A 15,797-nucleotide genomic window follows, 5' to 3' on the forward strand; every position below is an offset into this window, starting at 1 on the left:
TGGTGGACGGGCGGGCAAGGCCGGCGGACCCTCGGTGAGGGTCCGCCGTCACTTGGTGGGCTTCTTCCCGGTGATGCCCAGGTGCACGAGCAGCGCCAGGTTGGGCTTGAGTTCGGCCTGCTTGACGCCCCAGGTCTGGAAGCCCTTCTGGTGCGAGGCGACCGCGGCCAGCATCGCGACCAGCGACCCCGCCATGGCCGCCGGGCTGAGGTCCTTGTCGACCTTGCCCTTGGCCTGGAGCTCCTTCATCGACTCCGTGAGGGAGTTGGTGACGGAGTTCAGGATCTTCATGCGGATCTTGTAGAACCGCTTGTCGCCCTCGGCCGCGCCCAGGTCGACCACCCGCAGGATGGCGTCGTTGCGACGCCAGAACTCCAGGAATCCCTCGACGAGTTCCTCGGCGGTCGCCCAGCCGGCCTTGCCGACCCAGTTGCGGCCCTCGACGAGCGCGGTCAACTGCGCGCCCTCCGTGGCCATTTCCTCGGCGATCTCCAGGACGGCGCCTTCGACGTCCGGGAAGTACTGGTAGAAGGTCGCGGGGGAGGTACCGGCCTTGCGGGCGACGTCGATCACTTTGACGTCGCGGTACGGCGAGGAGCTGAGCATCTCACTGAGGCAGTCGAGCAGCTTCTGCCGCGTCGCCTGGCCGCGCCGGCCGGCGACACGCCCGTCGACGGTGCGTACTTGTCCTGTCATGCCGTCAGCTTACCGAGGGGGGATCGGCGCGCTATTCGGCCGCCTGCAAATGGGGTTACGCACCCGCCGACCTGGTGGGAAGCGCCCGTGCGGAGCGCCGGGCGGCGAATTTCGGCCGGGGCGGGACCGCCGGTGCGGGCGGCGGACCCGGGCGTGCGGTCCGTACGGGTCCACCCGTATCGTGGCGTATCCCCCGAATAGTCTTATCAACAGGCTGTGGACAAGTTTTCGTGCGGATCATGTCTGATACGCACGAAAACAGTACGATCCCGGCAACGGAAGGGAATCCGCCCCATGGCCGCATTCGCGGAAGGCTCGCCCTGCTGGGTCGACGCCTCGCTCCCCGACGTCGAGGCGGGCAAGCGGTTCTACGGTGAGCTCTTCGGGTGGACCTTCGGCGACAGCGCGGGACCCGCGTACGGCCACTACACCCAGGCCTACAGCCGCGGCCGCAACATCGCCGCCCTCGCCCCCAAGCCCGACGGCCGCATGCCCACCGTCTGGGGCGTGTACCTGTACACCACCGACGCCTACGCCTGCGCCCAGCGCATCCGCGCCGCCGGCGGCCAGATGGTCATGGACCCGCAGCCCGTGGGCCCCTACGGCACGGCCGCCATGGCCGCCGACCCCGGCGGCGCCGTCTTCGGCCTCTGGCAGCCCGGTACCCACCACGGCTTCGAGGCCCAGCAGGAGCCGTACACGTACTGCTGGTCCGAGGTCTACACCCGGGCGCGCGACGCCGTCGACGCCTTCTACGCCAAGGTCTTCGGCTACGTCCCCGAGGACCAGGACGACCCCGAGAGCGGCATCGCCTACCGCGTCTGGTCCCCGCCCGGCGCCGCCCCCGGCTCCGACACCGCCGTCCTCGGCCGCACCCTGATCACCGACGCGTTCCCGGAGATCATGCCGGCGCACTTCCTCGCCTACTTCGCCGTCCCCGACTGCGACCAGAGCGTCGCCACCGTCCAGCGGCTCGGCGGACGCGTCACGGCCGACCCGTTCGACACGCCGTACGGGCGGATCGCGGTCGTCGCCGACAATCAAGGAGCCGTGTTCGGACTGCTGTCGGAGCCCCGGGTGAAGACCGGCGCGTGAAGGCGGGGGCGGGAGCCGGGGCCGGACCGGGCGCGGGCCTGACAGAATCGGGCATGCGCCACCGCGGGCCCCGCCCGCGGTGAGGTGGAGCGGGTCCGGCAGGTGACCCGTACGGGGAGGTGTGGAGGCGAGTGGTGGAGCAGCTGACGCAGCACGACCCGAGACGGATCGGCCCCTTCGAGGTGCTGGGACGGCTCGGCGCCGGCGGCATGGGGCTGGTCTATCTCGCACGGTCGGCATCCGGCCGCAGGGTGGCCATCAAGACGGTGCGCACCGAGCTCGCCGAGGACCAGCTGTTCCGGGTGCGCTTCACCCGCGAGGTGGAGGCGGCGCGCGCCGTCTCCGGCTTCTACACGGCCGCCGTCGTGGACGCCGACCCGCGGGCCGCCGTCCCGTGGCTGGCCACCGCGTACGTCCCGGCGCCCTCCCTGGAGGAGATCGTCAACGAGTGCGGGCCCATGCCCGCCCAGGCCGTACGGTGGCTCGCGGCCGGCATCGCCGAGGCCCTCCAGTCCATCCACGGCGCCGGCCTGGTCCACCGCGACCTGAAGCCCTCCAACGTGCTCGTCGTCGAGGACGGCCCGCGCGTGATCGACTTCGGCATCGCGAGCGGGGTCTCCAACACCCGCCTGACCATGACGAACGTGGCCGTCGGCACCCCCGCCTACATGTCGCCCGAGCAGGCGAAGGACTCGCGCAGCGTCAAGGGCGCCAGCGACATCTTCTCGCTCGGCTCCACCCTCGTCTTCGCCGCGACCGGGCACCCGCCGTACCACGGGGCCAACCCCGTCGAGACGGTGTTCATGCTGCTGCGCGAGGGTCCCAACCTGGAGGGCCTCCCCGACGAGCTGCGCCCGCTCATCGACTCCTGCATGCAGATGGACGCCACCTTGCGTCCCACCCCCGCCGACCTCCAGGCGCAGCTGGCCCCGCACCTCTTCGAGGGCGGCGACGAGAGCGGCACCGCCTCCGCGTGGCTCCCGGAGCGGGCCGTCGCGATGATCGAGGCCCGCCGCGCGGGCCACCGTACGGCCGCCACCGTGCCCGTCGTCCCGGCCCAGCCCCCGGCCGGGCCCCGCTCCGCTCCGCAGTCCGGGCCCCGCTCGGGGCCGCAGTCCGGTGCGCAGTCCGGGCAGGCGTCCGAGGACGCCACCCACCGCCGGCCGCGCGGCGCCGCCGACCCCTGGGTCGACCCGCGCACCGGGCAGGCGCTCCCGCCGCGCCCGGACCGTCCGCCGATGGCCCCGGTCGCCGCCTCCTCGGCGCCCGGCGCGCCCGTCCTGGTCGGGGGTTCCCCGGTCCCGATCGGGCCCGGCCCGCGTGCCGCGGCCTCCGCCTCGGCCGCCCCCACCGGCGCCGATTCCGCCACCGGCTGGGTCCGGCCGCCCGCGGGCACCCCGGCCGCCGCCTCGCAGGCGCCCGTCTCCCCGGCCTCGGTGCCGGCCCCCGGGCCGTCCCCGGACAGCGGCCGCTGGCGCCCGTGGCGCTTCCGCATGTCCAACGAGGTGTGGGGCACCCCGACCGTCGCGGGCGACCTGCTCTACGTCACCTCCTTCGAGGTGCACGCCCTGGACGTCGGCAGCGGCCGCCGCCAGTTCAAGACGCGCGACGTCGCCTGGTCCATGGCCGTGGCCGACGGCCGCATCCACGCCTCCGACGGCCCCTCCCTCTACGCGCTCGACGCCACCGACGGCTCCGAGCGGTGGCGGCTGTCCACCGACGCCTGGGTGTACGCCCTGCGCGCGGAGCGGGGCACCGTCATCACCGCCACGCGCGGCGGCGGCGTACAGGGCTGGGAGGCCTCCAACGGCCAGAAGCTGTGGGAGCTGACCGGCGCGCAGTCCGACTTCGAGACCCCGGAGGCGGCGCCCGTCCTGCGGGACGGCACCGTCTACGTCTGGCAGGACGCCCGGCTGCGCGCCCTCGACGCCCGCTCCGGCCAGGAGGCCTGGTCCTACCCGGTCGGCGACGCGGCCTCCTGCGGCAACGTCCCCGTCCGCGTCACCCCGGCCCCCGACGGCAACGTCTACGTCAGCGCCGGCACCCGCGTCCTGTCCGTCGACCGGGCCTCCGGCCGGGTCCGCTGGCACTTCGAGGCCCCGGCCGTCTTCCTGGCGCCCCCGGCCTTCGCCCCCGGCCCGGCCGTCACGGGCGGCGGGGTCTACCTCGCCGACTACCTGGGCACCGTCTACGCCCTGGACGCCGCCACCGGCAAGGACCGCTGGCGCATCGCCACCGAGCCGCGCCCGGCCGCGGACCCGGTGCTGGTCGCGGCCGGCAACGTGCACCTCGGCGCGGGCAGCGCCCTGTACACCCTCGACGCGGTCACCGGCACCCCGAAGTGGCGGTTCGCCGCGGGCGGCGAGATCACCGGTTCCCCGGCGGTCGCGGACGGCCGGGTCCACTTCGGTTCCGCCGACCACTGCCTCTACACCCTGGACGCGGCGGGCGGCCAGCTCCGCTGGAAGCTGGCCACGGGCGGCGAGATCACCGGAGCCCCGGTCGCGGAGGCGGGCGTGGTCTACGCGTGCAGCAAGGACCGCTGCGTGTACGCCCTGGACGCGGCGAAGGGCACGGGCACCCGTACCTCCTCCTGAGCTCCCGGCGGGTCCGACGGGGTCGCCTTACGCGGTGCGCGTAAGGCCATGAGCAACGTCTTCTTCGACATCACCATCAACGGCGCCCCGGCCGGACGCATCGTCTTCAACCTGTTCGACGATGTCGTCCCGCAGACCGCGCGCAACTTCCGCGAGCTGGCCACCGGCCAGAACGGCTTCGGCTACGCCGGCTCCGGCTTCCACCGCATCATCCCGCAGTTCATGCTGCAGGGTGGCGACTTCACCAACCACAACGGCACCGGCGGCAAGAGCATCTACGGCGAGAAGTTCGCCGACGAGAACTTCAACCTGAAGCACGACCGCCCGTACCTGCTGTCGATGGCGAACGCCGGCAAGAACACCAACGGCTCGCAGTTCTTCATCACCACCGTCGTCACCCCGTGGCTCGACGGCAAGCACGTCGTCTTCGGCGAGGTCGTCTCGGGCCAGGAGCTCGTCGACCAGATCGAGGCCCTGGGCTCCCAGTCCGGCGCCCCCAAGGGCAAGGTCGAGATCGCGGCCTCCGGCGTCGTCGACGCCGCCTGACCCCACCCCTCCCCGGCCGGCCCCGCCCCCCTCACCGGGGGCCGGGGCCGTCGCCGTTTCAGGGCGGCGAGGGGGCGGATCCGTGGATGCCGCCCTCCCGGCATCCGGTCGTGGTCACCGTCCCTTCACGGACAGCTCGGCCCAGACCTGCTTGCCGGGACCCCCGCGAGCCGCGACGGCCCAGCGGTCGGCGATGGCCGCCACCAGGAACAGCCCGCGCCCGCCGTTCGCGTCGGGCTCCGGCAGCTTCGCCTGCGGCTGTCCGGCGCACGCGTCGTGTACGGCGTCGAGGGCCCGGCCTGGTCCGCGCTGAAGGCGGCCGAACAGCACAGCGGGGACGGCCTGGCCGGCTCGAAGCTGTTCGACGCGGCCCTGACCGCCGCGCGTCTGGCCGAGCCCCACCCCGACCTGCTCGCCGCGAGCTCGCACATGCTCGCCGTGGCCACGGTGCCGTAGCCGTCGCCGTTTTACGGGGTGCTGCGGGCCGATTCGACGCGGGTGCGGAGGGCCTCGTTCATTTTTGTGAGGTTGCGGGCCGTGGCGTTCAGGGTCTTGGTGCGGAAGGGGACCAGCGGGCCGCGGAAGCGTTCGCCGTGTTCCAGGCGGGTGGTGCGGTTCGGGCCCTCGGCGAGGCGGAAGTAGTGCTGGCGGTCGAAGAGCCCGCGGACCGGGAGGCGGTGGGCCCAGCGGAACTCGACGTTGCGCGCGACCAGCAGGACGGTCGGCCGGAAGGTGGCCGGCTTCCCCGACTCCGGGTACGCCGTCAGCTCCAGCCGGGCGCCGGGCACGGCCTCGCCGACGGCCTGGCGGATGTACGGGTTCCAGACGCAGTAGCGGGGCAGGTCGATCAGCGTCGCCCAGACCTCTTCGGGCGTCGCGTCGATGGTGATCTCGGTGGCGATGGTGCGCACTGGTGCCGTGCTCCTCGTGGTGGTCGGTGCTCACCGAAGGGACGCGGGGTGGTGCGGGTGCCGCCGGGTTCGGGTGTCCCGGGATGGAACCACGGTTTCCGGGGTGGGGAGGTGCCTCTCGGGTGCGTCTTCGCTGGTGGCGCAGAGAGTGGAGAAAGGCGCTCCGGTTCTGGGGTGGGTGTGTGCCGATACGTCGGGCGGGCGTTCGAACCGGTCCGGGCCGGGCTTGATAGCGTGACCCGCCATCGGTCTCAGGGGGAGGGTCCACGTCATGCTGGCTGGAACGGCACGCCGCATCAGGTTCGGCACGGTGCTCGCGGTGGCGGTCCTGAGCCTGACCGGGTTCTCCACGCACGGCGGGAGCAGCGGCAACAGCGGCGGCGGCTGCTCCAGCTCGAAGAGCTCCGGCACGGCCAAGAGCAGCGGCAAGAGCAGCAGCAAGACCACCAGGAAGAGCTACGGCGGCGACACCGACGCCACCCCGGTCGCCTCGGCCTCGCCCACCGGAGCCCCCGCCACGACCACCCTGATCTCCTGCGGTGACGTGACCCAGCCGTCCACCACCATCGAGGTGACCTCCCTGCTCGACCGGGCGGCCACCTTCGAGGTGTCGATGTACCGCGAGGAAGCGGGCGGCGCCGTCATCGAGACGGCCACCGGCAGGATCACCCTGAAGGCGCGCGGGACCGGCAGGACCGTCATCGCCATGGAGAACCGGGCCCGGGCCGACGCCGTCGCGGCGTGCCGGATCAGCTCCGTGCACGTGGTCGCGGACCCGAGCGCCACCCCCAGCCCCGCGCCCACTCCCGCGCCCGGCACGGTCACGTCCGGCTCCAGGTCCACCCCGAAGCCCGGGCCGAAGGCCACGGGCAAGACCGCCGCCCCGCCCCGCCCCTGATCAGCGCAGCCGGAACCCCGCCCCCGCCCGTCGGGACCCGAAGAGCTCGGCCTGCCGCTCCGGCGGCAGGTTCCCCAGCGCGATCAGCGCCGGCGCCTGGTCCAGGGCCTGCGCCAGCGCGGCCCGCTTCGCCGACCACAGCGCCCGCACCGTCCCCTGCACGGCCTCCGTCGGGAACCCGGCCAGCGTCCGCGCCGACCGCAGCGCCGCCTCCAGCAGCTCGCCCGGCTCCGCCAGCTCCGAGACGAGGCCGATCTCGTGGGCCCGCCGCGCGGAGAGCCGTTCCGCCGTGCCCATCAGGGACATCCGGGCGGCCTCCCCGAACGGCATCCGCTGCGCCATGTACACGGCCTCGTAGGCGCTGACCATCCCGTAGGAGGTGTGCGGGTCGAAGTAGGTGGCCGCGGTGGAGGACACGATGAACTCCGCCTCGCCCAGCAGGTAGAAGGCCCCGCCGCAGGCCATGCCGTTGACCGCGGCGATCACCGGCTTCCACAGGTCGCAGGCCTTCGGCCCGATGGTGAGCAGCGGGTCGTCCGCCGAGTACGGGGAGGCGGGCTGCGGCACGCGCGCCGAGCGGTCGATCCCGGTGCAGAACGCGGCCGTCCCCGCCCCGGTGAGCACCACCGCCCGTACGTCCTGGTCCGAGCGGAACTCCCGCCACGCCGCCACCAGTTCGGCGGCGGTGTCGAGGTCGATGGCATTGTGCCGGTGCTCCCGGTCCAKGGTGACGACGGCGACCCCGGCCTCCTTCTCCCGCTCCACCCGCACCGTCACGCCTTCTCCAGGATCCAGCGCGGCACGCTCACCCCGCCCGTCTCGGCGAAGACGACCTGGACCCTGGCCCCGATGCGCAGCCGGGCCGGGTCCACCGAGTCCAGCGGTGCGTCGGCGGAGGTGACCAGGTTCCCGGCGAGCCGGATCCCGGGGGCCTCGGCGAGCTCCACGAGGATGACGTTGTACGGGGCCTGCGCGGCGTACGCGGGCAGCAGCGGGGGGTGCGGCCGTACGTAGGACCAGATCCGGCCCCGCCCGCTCATCGGGCGCCACTCGCTCTCGAAGGACTGGCAGTGCGGGCAGCAGGGGCGGGGCGGGAACCGCAGGCGGCCGCAGGCGGCGCAGGCCTGGACGCGGAGTTCGCCCCGGGCGGCGTACTCCCAGAAGGGAGCGCCGTCCTCGTCGGGGACGGGCAGGAGCAGCCCGTCGGCGGGCACGGTCGTCGTCATGATCGGCTCCTCAGGCTCGCAGCAGGATCGCGGACGTCGGGACACCCTCGCCCGCCGTCACCAGGCAGGTCGCGGCGTCCGGCACCTGGGCGGTGGAGATGCCGCGCAGCTGCTTGACGCCCTCGTTGATCAGGTTGAAGCCGTGCACGTACGCCTCGGAGAGGCCGCCGCCGCCGGTGTTGATCGGGAGCCGGCCGCCCATCTCCAGGGCGCCGCCCTCGGTGAAGGCCGCGCCCTCGCCGCGTCCGCAGAAGCCGTAGCCCTCCAGGGAGAGCGGGATCAGGGGGGTGAAGGCGTCGTAGATCTGGGCGACGTCGATGTCCTGGGGGCCGAAGTCGGCCTGCTTCCAGAGGTGGCGGGCGGCGGTCCAGGCGGGGCCGGAGAGGGGGTCGTCGTTCCAGTAGTTGACCATCCCGTGGTGCTGGGCGGGCAGGCCCTGGGCGACGGAGTGCACGTAGACGGGCTTCTGGCGGCAGTCGCGGGCCCGCTCGGCGGAGACGATCACGCAGGCCAGGGCGCCGTCGGTCTCCAGGCAGTTGTCGAAGAGGCAGAGCGGCTCGCTGATCATGCGGGAGGTCATGTACATCTCGCGGGTCAGCGGGCGCTCGTACATCATCGCGGCCGGGTTCTCGTTGGCCCGGTTGCGGCAGGCCATCGCCACGTTGAAGAGGTGGTCGCGGGTGGCGCCGTACTCGTGCATGTAGCGGCGGGCCAGCATGCCGATCTCGTCGGCGGGGCGCAGCAGGCCGAAGGGGCGGGTCCACTGGCCGGGGGTGGGGAGCTGGACGGCGGTGTTCTTCCAGGGGCGGGGGCCGGAGCCGCGCTTGCGGGAGCGCCAGGCGACGCCGACGGTGGCCTGGCCGGTGGCGACGGCGGCGGCGAGGTGGCCGACGGTGGCGCAGGAGCCGCCGCCGCCGTAGCCGACCTTGGAGAAGAAGGTGACGTCGCCGGCGCCTATCGCCTTGGCGACCTCGACCTCGTCGGTCTCCTCCATGGTGTAGGAGGCGAAGGCGTCCACCTCGGCGGGGGTGATGCCGGCGTCGGCGAGCGCCGCGAGGATGGCGCGGCAGGCCAATTCCTTTTCGGACGCGGGCAGTTGTTTGGCAAAGGCGGTCTGGCCGATGCCGACGATTGCCGTAGCGTCCTTGAGCGTTGCCGCCATCGCCACCTCCGGGGTGTGCCAGTACTGACAGCCGCGAAGGCTACAGCTAATCTGACGGATAGTCAGCTACTGGGATCGCGGGGAGGGGCGGGCGATGGGCGAAGTCGCGGGCGCGGAGGGGATCGGACACGACCGGGGGGCCGGGGCGGCGGGGCGCGGAGCGGGGGCGGCCGGAGCCGGGGCGGGGGCGGGGGTGACGGCGGACGCCGGGGGAGGGTGCCACGTCGACGCCCCCGACCCCCGCGGCGACCTCCGCTGGGGCACCGTCGCCGGCCTCGTCCGGGACGCCGCCGCCCGCTACGGCGACCGGGAGGCCGTCGTCGACGGACGCCTGCGCCTCGACTACGCCCAGCTCGGCGAACGGGTCGAACGCGCAGCCGCCGCCTGCCTCGCCGCCGGCGTCGAACCCGGCGACCGCGTCGCCGTCTGGGCGCCCAACACCCTCGACTGGATCGTCTGCGCCCTCGGAGCCGTCAGCGCGGGAGCGGTGCTCGTCCCCCTCAACACCCGCTTCAAGGGCGCCGAAGCCGCCTACGTGCTCCAGCGCAGCCGCGCCCGCCTGCTCTTCGTCACCGGCACCTTCCTCGGCACCTCCTACGTGGCCTCCCTGCGCCGCGCCGCCGCCGAAGGCACCGGCACCGGACCCCTGCCCGGCCTGCCGCACCTGGAACAGGTCGTGGTCCTGGCCGACGACGCCCCCGAGTCCTTCCGCACCTGGAAGGACTTCCTCGCCGCCGGCGACGCCGTCCCCGCCGAGGCCGTCCGCGCCCGCGCCGAGGCGATACCGTCCGACGCCCCCTCCGACATCATCTACACCTCAGGCACCACCGGCAGCCCCAAGGGCGCCGTCATCACCCACGCCCAGACACTGCGCTGCTACGCCGTCTGGAGCGAACTCGCAGGCCTGCGCGAGGGCGACCGCTACCTCATCGTGAACCCGTTCTTCCACACCTTCGGCTACAAGGCCGGGATCATCGCCTGCCTGATGCGCGGCGCCACCATGGTCCCGCAGCCCGTCTTCAACGTGGACACCGTCCTCGCCAACGTCGCCGCCGAGCGGATCTCCGTACTCCCCGGCCCGCCCACCCTCCACCAGTCCCTCCTCGACCACCCCCAGCGCGACCACCACGATCTGTCGGCCCTGCGCCTGGTCGTCACCGGGGCGGCCGTCGTCCCCCTCCGGCTCGTCGAGCGGCTCCGCGCCGAACTGCACATCGCCACCGTGCTCACCGCCTACGGGCTCTCCGAGGCCAGCGGCATCGTCACCATGTGCCGCCGGGGCGACCCGGCCGAGGTGGTCTCCGAGACCTCCGGACGCCCCATCCCCGGCACCCGCCTGCGGATCGCCGCCCCCGACGGCACCGCACGGCCCGCCGGCACCCCCGGCGAGGTGTGGGTCGGCGGACACCACGTGATGCGGGGCTACTTCGAGGACCCGGACGGCACCGCCGGCGCCATCACCCCCGACGGCTGGCTGCGCACCGGCGACGTCGGCGTCCTCGACGCGGACGGCAACCTCCGCATCACCGACCGGATCAAGGACATGTTCATAGTCGGCGGCTTCAACGCCTACCCCGCCGAGATCGAGCAGCTCCTCGGCCTGCACCCGGACATCGCCGACGTCGCCGTCGTCGGCATCCCCGACCCGCGCCTCGGCGAGGTCGGCAAGGCGTACGCGGTCCGGCGCCCCGGCTCCACCCTCACCGCCGACGACCTGATCGCCTGGTCCCGCCGGGAGATGGCCAACTACAAGGTGCCCAGGGAGGTGGAGTTCGTCGCCGGCCTCCCGCGCAACGCGAGCGGCAAGGTCCTCAAGACAGAACTGCGCTCCCGCCGCCGACCGGTGTAGAAGAAGGCCGACCCGTCGGTTCCGAAACGGTGATGGCAGGCCTTCAGGACTCGTCAGACCCGGCCGCGTCGGCCTCCCGGACCCCCTCCGGGAAGCCGCCCGGCACGGTCGAGTCAGGGGCCGGATCCGCGGGGTGACGGCGTACCCGCCCTACGGCCGGTGGAAGCGGACCTCGGGGAAGCCGGCCGACGGGCCGTCCAGCAGCGGGGCGTTCCTTCCCCGCAGGTGGGTGTCGACGAACGCGGCCACGTAGCTGCGGGTGATGGTGTCGACGCGGTTGCCGTCCAGCGCCTGCAGGGGCCTGCCGAGCTGCCCGGCCAGCGGCGCCAGGTCCGTGAAGGAGAGGTGCTGGGTGTCGTCGACGCTCAGCCAGCGCTTCCAGCCGGTGAACTGCTTCCAGGTGCTGTCCCAGGTCGGGTCGCCGCCACCGGGTACGTGGCCCGGGTTGCCCAGCATCAGGAGCGGCCGGTCCACGGGCGTCTCGTGGTCCGGGTAGCGGAAGTTGCCGTCCATGTTGACCCCCGCCTTGACCCGGCGGTCCTTCAGCATGGCCGGGACGGTGCTGAAACCGCCGGCCGAGTGCCCGACGACGGCGATCCGGCCGGGGTCGAGGGCCACGCCGTGGTCCCGGGCCGCCCGCTTCCCGGTCAGCTCGTCGATCACGAAGGAGATGTCCTCGGCGCGGACGGCGCCGACCTTCTCGAAGACCTTGTCCCGGTCCTCCTCCCCGCACGCCACGCAGGAGGTCGTGTGGCCGTCGGGGAAGGTGATGCCGTCGGCCTCGTAGTTGTGCCCGATCCCGGCGACGGCATAGCCGCGGCTCGCCAGCTCCTCGGCCAGGCCCGTCAGGGTGGCGCGCGGCATGCCGAAGCCCGGGGACAGGATGACCAGGGGCAGCCCGCCGCGCACCCGCGCCGGCCGGGCGTCGACCGACGCGTGGGTCACCACCGTGGTGAACAGGTCCTTCGGTACCCCCAGCTGACCGGCCTCGACGTACCGCTCGGACTCCCCGGACGTCATGTACGGCGCGGGCGTGCCCGAGGGGGCGACGGCCGGGTACCAGAGGGAGACCATCAGCTCCCGCTTCTCCGAGGGGACCCACGGGTCGGGCCGGCCCTCGTCCTTCAGGTGGACCGTGGTCCTGCCGACCGGCTGGTGCCCGGAGGGCGCGGGCAACGCCGGTGCGCCGACCGCCGGTTGTGCCGCAGGGGTGTCGGCGTGGGCGGTGGTGGTGCCGAGGGCGCCGGCCAGGGCGGCGGCCACGGCCGCGCCCGCCAGGAACGAGCGTCGCTTCACGTTCTCTCCGTCCGTGTTCCGTGGAGTCCGGCCCGGTCCGGGCCGACACCTCGAACGCTAGGGCGCGCGGGCGCGGCTGCCATCGGCCTGTGGATCTACGTCCGCACCGGCCGTACATCCCCGGGGTGACATCCCCGGGGCGCTTGTGGTGATCGCACCCGCGTTAGCCTGCACGGGTGAGCGCGAACCAGCCGGTTGTCCGATTCCCCCGAGGTCCGCGGGCCCGGCTGTGGGCGGCGGCCGGGGCCGTCGCCGCCCTCGCAGTGGTCCTGCTCCTCGCCCTCCTGCCCGGCACACCCGCCGGCCCGGACGGCCTGGGCGCCGACGGAGACGACGGCGACGGCGGGGGCGGCCGCCGCGGGCTGACCGCCGCCGTGTCCGCGCCCTTCAGTGCCTTCACCGAGGGCTACGACTGCTACCGCATCCCCACCCTCACCACCACCAAGGACGGCACCCTGCTGGCCATCGCCGAGGCCCGCACCGCGAGTTGCAACGACATCGGCGACATCGACCTCGTGATGAAGCGCTCCACCGACGAAGGCCGCACCTGGGGCCCGATGGAGGTCATCCGCGGCTCCGGCGACCCCGGCGCCTACGGCAACCCCGCCCCGGTCGTCGACGCCGCCTCCGGCCGGATCTCCCTCCTCTACGCCTACAGCACCTGGGCCCCCGACGCCGCGGGCATCCGCGTCCGCGGCCCCCGCGAACTGCGCCTGGCCCACAGCACCGACGACGGCGTCCACTGGAGCACCGAACCCAACCCGCAGCCCCAGCTCAAGGGCGCCGACTGGGCCTGGGTCTCGGTCGGCCCCGGGCACGGCATCCAGCTCACCCCGACCCGCCCCGACCGCCCCGGCCGGCTCGTCGTCGGCGCCGACTACCGCACCGAGTCCAACGAATCCGGAGCCCAGCTCCTCTACAGCGACGACGGCGGCCTCACCTGGCAGGCCGGTGCCCGCTGGGGCGCCCCCGAGGGCACCCCCGCCCCCAACGAGCCCGCCCTCACCCAGCTCCCCGACGGCCGGATCTACGTCAACGCCCGCTCCACCGCCACCTGCGGCACCGACGACCACCGCATCGCCGCCCTCGTCGACGACGCCGCCGCCCCCGCCTTCCCCGCCCCCGGCTTCGAACCCGTCACCGGGCTGATCGCACCGCCCGCCTCCGGATCCGTCCTCCAGCTGCCCGGCGGCCCCCTCCTGCTGTCGGCGCCCAGCCGTCCCGGCGCCGAGTTCTCCGACCGCTGGACCCTGGCCGTACGCACCTCCGAGGACGGCGGACGCACCTGGTCCAAGCGCGGCGCCGTCGTCCTGCGCGAACGCGCCGGCTACTCCGACATGGCCGTCCTGCCCGGCGGCCGGATCGGCATGCTCTACGAGACCGCCAACGGCACCCCGCACGGCTACATCAAGTTCACCGCCTTCGGCCCCCAGGAACTGCGCGCCGCCGCCGAGGACCTCACCCCCCGGCACACCGCCGACACCAGCGCGGGCCACCACGACGCCGTCGTCCACGGCGCCCCCCGCCTCGGCAACCGGCCGGACGGCGGCAAGACCATGCGCTTCGACGGCAAGGACGACTTCCTGCGCCTCACCGACTGCCCGGACGCACTGCGCGTGGGGGACGGGGACTTCGCCGTCGCCACCTGGGTCAAGTACAAGACCCGCGGCCAGGACCGGGAGAGCGGCCTGCGCCAGCCGCTGCTGTGGGCCTACGGCCAGGGCCCGACCGCCAGACAGCTGCGCATCGAGGCCGACCCGGAGACCGGCCGCCTCGAAGCCACCGTCAACGACGGGACGGGACCCGTCTCCGTGGCCGCCGTGACCCGGACCGACGACGACGCCTGGCACCACGTGGTCTTCCAGCGCAGGGGCGACCGCCTCGAACTGTCCGTGGACGGCGGACGGGCCGCCACCGCGCCGCTGGGCCCCGGCCGGCCCGACTTCCGGCCCACCGGAGCCTTCACGATCCACATCGGCACGCAGCCCGACTACAAGGCCTTCTACGCGGGTGCCCTGGACGACGTACGGATCTACGGGCGGGCCCTGTCCGGCAACGACACGGCCCGGCTGCGCGACGGCAGCGACGTCACCGACCAGGAGCGGGTCCGGCTCGCCTTCGACGGGATCCGGTGATCAGCCGGCCGGGCCGGACTTGCGGGCCAGCAGCAGCCGCCACCGCGGGCTGCCGTCCTCCCGGTACCCGAAGTGCTCCAGCGGGACCGTCTCCACACCGAAGCCCGCCGCCGCCAGGTCCGCGCGGACGGGGCCCAGCGGGAAGGTGCGGTAGTACATGACGAAGGGCGGCCGCCACACGGCGTTGCGCACCCGCATCGCCGCGTCGAACCCGGCCACCGCCCACCACAGGGGCGAGGAGAGCGGGATCGGGGCGCCCACGGGGAAGGCGAAGACCCCGCCGGGCCGCAGCGCCCGGTGCACGCCCGAGAAGAGGGCGGGCCGCTCGGCCGGCAGGAAGTGCCCGAAGGCCCCGAAGCTCACCGCCAGGTCGTACGAGTCCGTGAGCGCCTCCGGCAGCGCCAGCGCGTCGCCCCGCAGGAGGTCCACCCCCTCGGGGTGCCGGCGCGCGGCCTCGGCGAGCATGCCCGCGCTGAGGTCGACCCCGGTGACCCGCTCCCGGCACAGGCGGCGCAGCATCGGCAGGCCCGCCCCGGTGCCGCAGCACAGGTCGAGGCCATCGGAGAAGGAGCCCTCCCGCTGGGCGAGGGCCTCCTCGACGGCGTCGAGCATCCGGTCCGGGGTGCGGAACGGGGTGCGGTCGAACTTCGGGGCGAGCAGGTCGTAGCCGTGCTCGACGGAGGAGAGGGCCTGGACGGCCAGTTCGCGCAGGCTCGGGCCCTGGGAGGTGAACACGCTGCCAGCGTAGTCACCGGCGAGCCGCGGGGGCCGGTTTCCGTGAGGGTGCGGCCGTCCCGGAGGTGGCGCTCTGTTGCCGAGCGGCAGGAATCACCCCTTTTCCGGCCGGACCCCGGCCGGCCCGGCACCCCGCCCGGACGCGGGCGTGCGACGGCCGCGGTGGTCCCCCTCCTGGCCACCGCGGCCGCCGTTCCCCCGTGTTGCTCCCCCGTACGTTTCCCCCGTGGGTCCCCCGTACGTTCCCCCGGGGGTCCCCCGTACGTCCCCCCGTACGTTCCCCCGGGGGAGGATCCCCCGTACTTCCCCCGTACGTCCCGCGAGCGGCCCCCGTACGTTCCCCCTGTACGCCCGCCCGCGGGTCCCCCGTACGTTTCCCCCGTACGTCGTGCCGTGCTGCCCGAAGGCCGGTGGTGCTACGGGAGGGAGCCGGACGCGTGGTTGTCCAGCGTCACGATCTCCTCGCCCGAGGCGTGGTTGTCGAGCGGCTTGTCACCCGGCTGCTTCGGGGCCGGAGGGTCGAGCGGATCCAGAGGATTGATCTCGACGCCCGAAGCGTGGTTGTCGAGCGGTCTGATGTCGCCGTCGAGCGGCAGGCTGTTCTCGTTCGTCGTCATCGGATCTCCTGATGGATGAGTCGGGCCCGTTCGG

General features: G+C 73.8%; 15 protein-coding genes. 7 read left to right on the forward strand and 8 right to left on the reverse strand.

Annotated features, from left to right (window positions below; translation table 11 throughout):
• Window positions 1-48: 48 nt before the first annotated feature.
• Window positions 49-696 carry a TetR family transcriptional regulator gene (locus tag AB4039_RS29545; protein WP_030236522.1) on the reverse strand — a complete coding sequence of 216 codons (648 nt, stop codon included), beginning with the start codon at window positions 694-696 and terminating at the stop codon, window positions 49-51.
• Between the two features lie 294 nt (window positions 697-990).
• Between AB4039_RS29545 and AB4039_RS29550 the strand changes: the two genes are divergently transcribed.
• The 4 genes from AB4039_RS29550 (at window position 991) to AB4039_RS29565 (ending at window position 5,390) form a co-directional block, all read left to right on the forward strand.
• A complete protein-coding gene (locus tag AB4039_RS29550; protein WP_266840943.1) occupies window positions 991-1,791 on the forward strand; it encodes a VOC family protein in 801 nt (266 codons plus the stop codon).
• Between the two features lie 131 nt (window positions 1,792-1,922).
• On the forward strand, window positions 1,923-4,388 hold the full coding sequence (locus tag AB4039_RS29555) for an outer membrane protein assembly factor BamB family protein (protein WP_442272226.1): 2,466 nt from the start codon (window positions 1,923-1,925) through the stop codon (window positions 4,386-4,388).
• Window positions 4,389-4,436: 48 nt separating this feature from the next.
• On the forward strand, window positions 4,437-4,934 hold the full coding sequence (locus tag AB4039_RS29560; protein ID WP_442272227.1) for a peptidylprolyl isomerase: 498 nt from the start codon (window positions 4,437-4,439) through the stop codon (window positions 4,932-4,934).
• Window positions 4,935-5,210: 276 nt separating this feature from the next.
• A complete protein-coding gene (locus AB4039_RS29565; protein WP_442272228.1) occupies window positions 5,211-5,390 on the forward strand; it encodes a hypothetical protein in 180 nt (59 codons plus the stop codon).
• An 11-nt stretch (window positions 5,391-5,401) separates the two neighbouring features.
• On the opposite strand, the gene AB4039_RS29570 is transcribed toward AB4039_RS29565, so the two are convergent.
• Window positions 5,402-5,845 carry an SRPBCC domain-containing protein gene (locus AB4039_RS29570; protein ID WP_266840949.1) on the reverse strand — a complete coding sequence of 148 codons (444 nt, stop codon included), beginning with the start codon at window positions 5,843-5,845 and terminating at the stop codon, window positions 5,402-5,404.
• Between the two features lie 271 nt (window positions 5,846-6,116).
• On the opposite strand from AB4039_RS29570, the gene AB4039_RS29575 reads away from it, so the two are divergent.
• Complete coding sequence (locus AB4039_RS29575) at window positions 6,117-6,743, forward strand: hypothetical protein (protein ID WP_442272229.1); 627 nt, start codon at window positions 6,117-6,119, stop codon at window positions 6,741-6,743.
• On the opposite strand, the gene AB4039_RS29580 is transcribed toward AB4039_RS29575, so the two are convergent.
• Genes AB4039_RS29580 through AB4039_RS29590 form a run of 3 tightly spaced genes read right to left on the reverse strand, consistent with a single transcriptional unit; the run spans window position 6,744 to window position 9,131 of the window.
• Entirely contained in the window at window positions 6,744-7,520 is a 777-nt protein-coding gene (locus AB4039_RS29580) for an enoyl-CoA hydratase/isomerase family protein (RefSeq protein ID WP_442272230.1), read from the reverse strand.
• The gene (locus AB4039_RS29585; protein WP_266840953.1) at window positions 7,517-7,969 is read right to left on the reverse strand and encodes an OB-fold domain-containing protein; all 453 of its coding nucleotides are present in this window, start codon (window positions 7,967-7,969) and stop codon (window positions 7,517-7,519) included. The genes AB4039_RS29580 and AB4039_RS29585 overlap by 4 nt, the downstream gene beginning before the upstream one ends.
• A gap of 10 nt (window positions 7,970-7,979) precedes the next feature.
• Entirely contained in the window at window positions 7,980-9,131 is a 1,152-nt protein-coding gene (locus AB4039_RS29590; protein WP_266840954.1) for a lipid-transfer protein, read from the reverse strand.
• 94 nt (window positions 9,132-9,225) lie between these two features.
• Here AB4039_RS29590 and AB4039_RS29595 point away from each other — a divergent pair, with 94 nt between their 5' ends.
• Window positions 9,226-10,980, forward strand: a complete 1,755-nt coding sequence (locus AB4039_RS29595) for a FadD3 family acyl-CoA ligase (RefSeq protein WP_442272231.1) — start codon at window positions 9,226-9,228, stop codon at window positions 10,978-10,980.
• A 150-nt stretch (window positions 10,981-11,130) separates the two neighbouring features.
• On the opposite strand, the gene AB4039_RS29600 is transcribed toward AB4039_RS29595, so the two are convergent.
• Complete coding sequence (locus AB4039_RS29600) at window positions 11,131-12,276, reverse strand: alpha/beta hydrolase family protein (RefSeq protein WP_442272232.1); 1,146 nt, start codon at window positions 12,274-12,276, stop codon at window positions 11,131-11,133.
• Window positions 12,277-12,452: 176 nt separating this feature from the next.
• Between AB4039_RS29600 and AB4039_RS29605 the strand changes: the two genes are divergently transcribed.
• A complete protein-coding gene (locus AB4039_RS29605; RefSeq protein ID WP_442272233.1) occupies window positions 12,453-14,411 on the forward strand; it encodes an exo-alpha-sialidase in 1,959 nt (652 codons plus the stop codon).
• Here the strand turns inward: AB4039_RS29605 and AB4039_RS29610 are convergent, their stop codons facing one another.
• Both AB4039_RS29610 and AB4039_RS29615 read right to left on the reverse strand, forming a co-directional pair.
• A complete protein-coding gene (locus tag AB4039_RS29610) occupies window positions 14,412-15,146 on the reverse strand; it encodes a class I SAM-dependent methyltransferase (protein WP_442272234.1) in 735 nt (244 codons plus the stop codon). It abuts the gene before it with no gap.
• 416 nt (window positions 15,147-15,562) lie between these two features.
• A complete protein-coding gene (locus AB4039_RS29615; protein ID WP_266840959.1) occupies window positions 15,563-15,763 on the reverse strand; it encodes a hypothetical protein in 201 nt (66 codons plus the stop codon).
• Between the last annotated feature and the right edge of the window lie 34 nt (window positions 15,764-15,797).

The organism is Streptomyces sp. M-16 (assembly GCF_052114405.1).
Classification (GTDB): domain Bacteria; phylum Actinomycetota; class Actinomycetes; order Streptomycetales; family Streptomycetaceae; genus Streptomyces.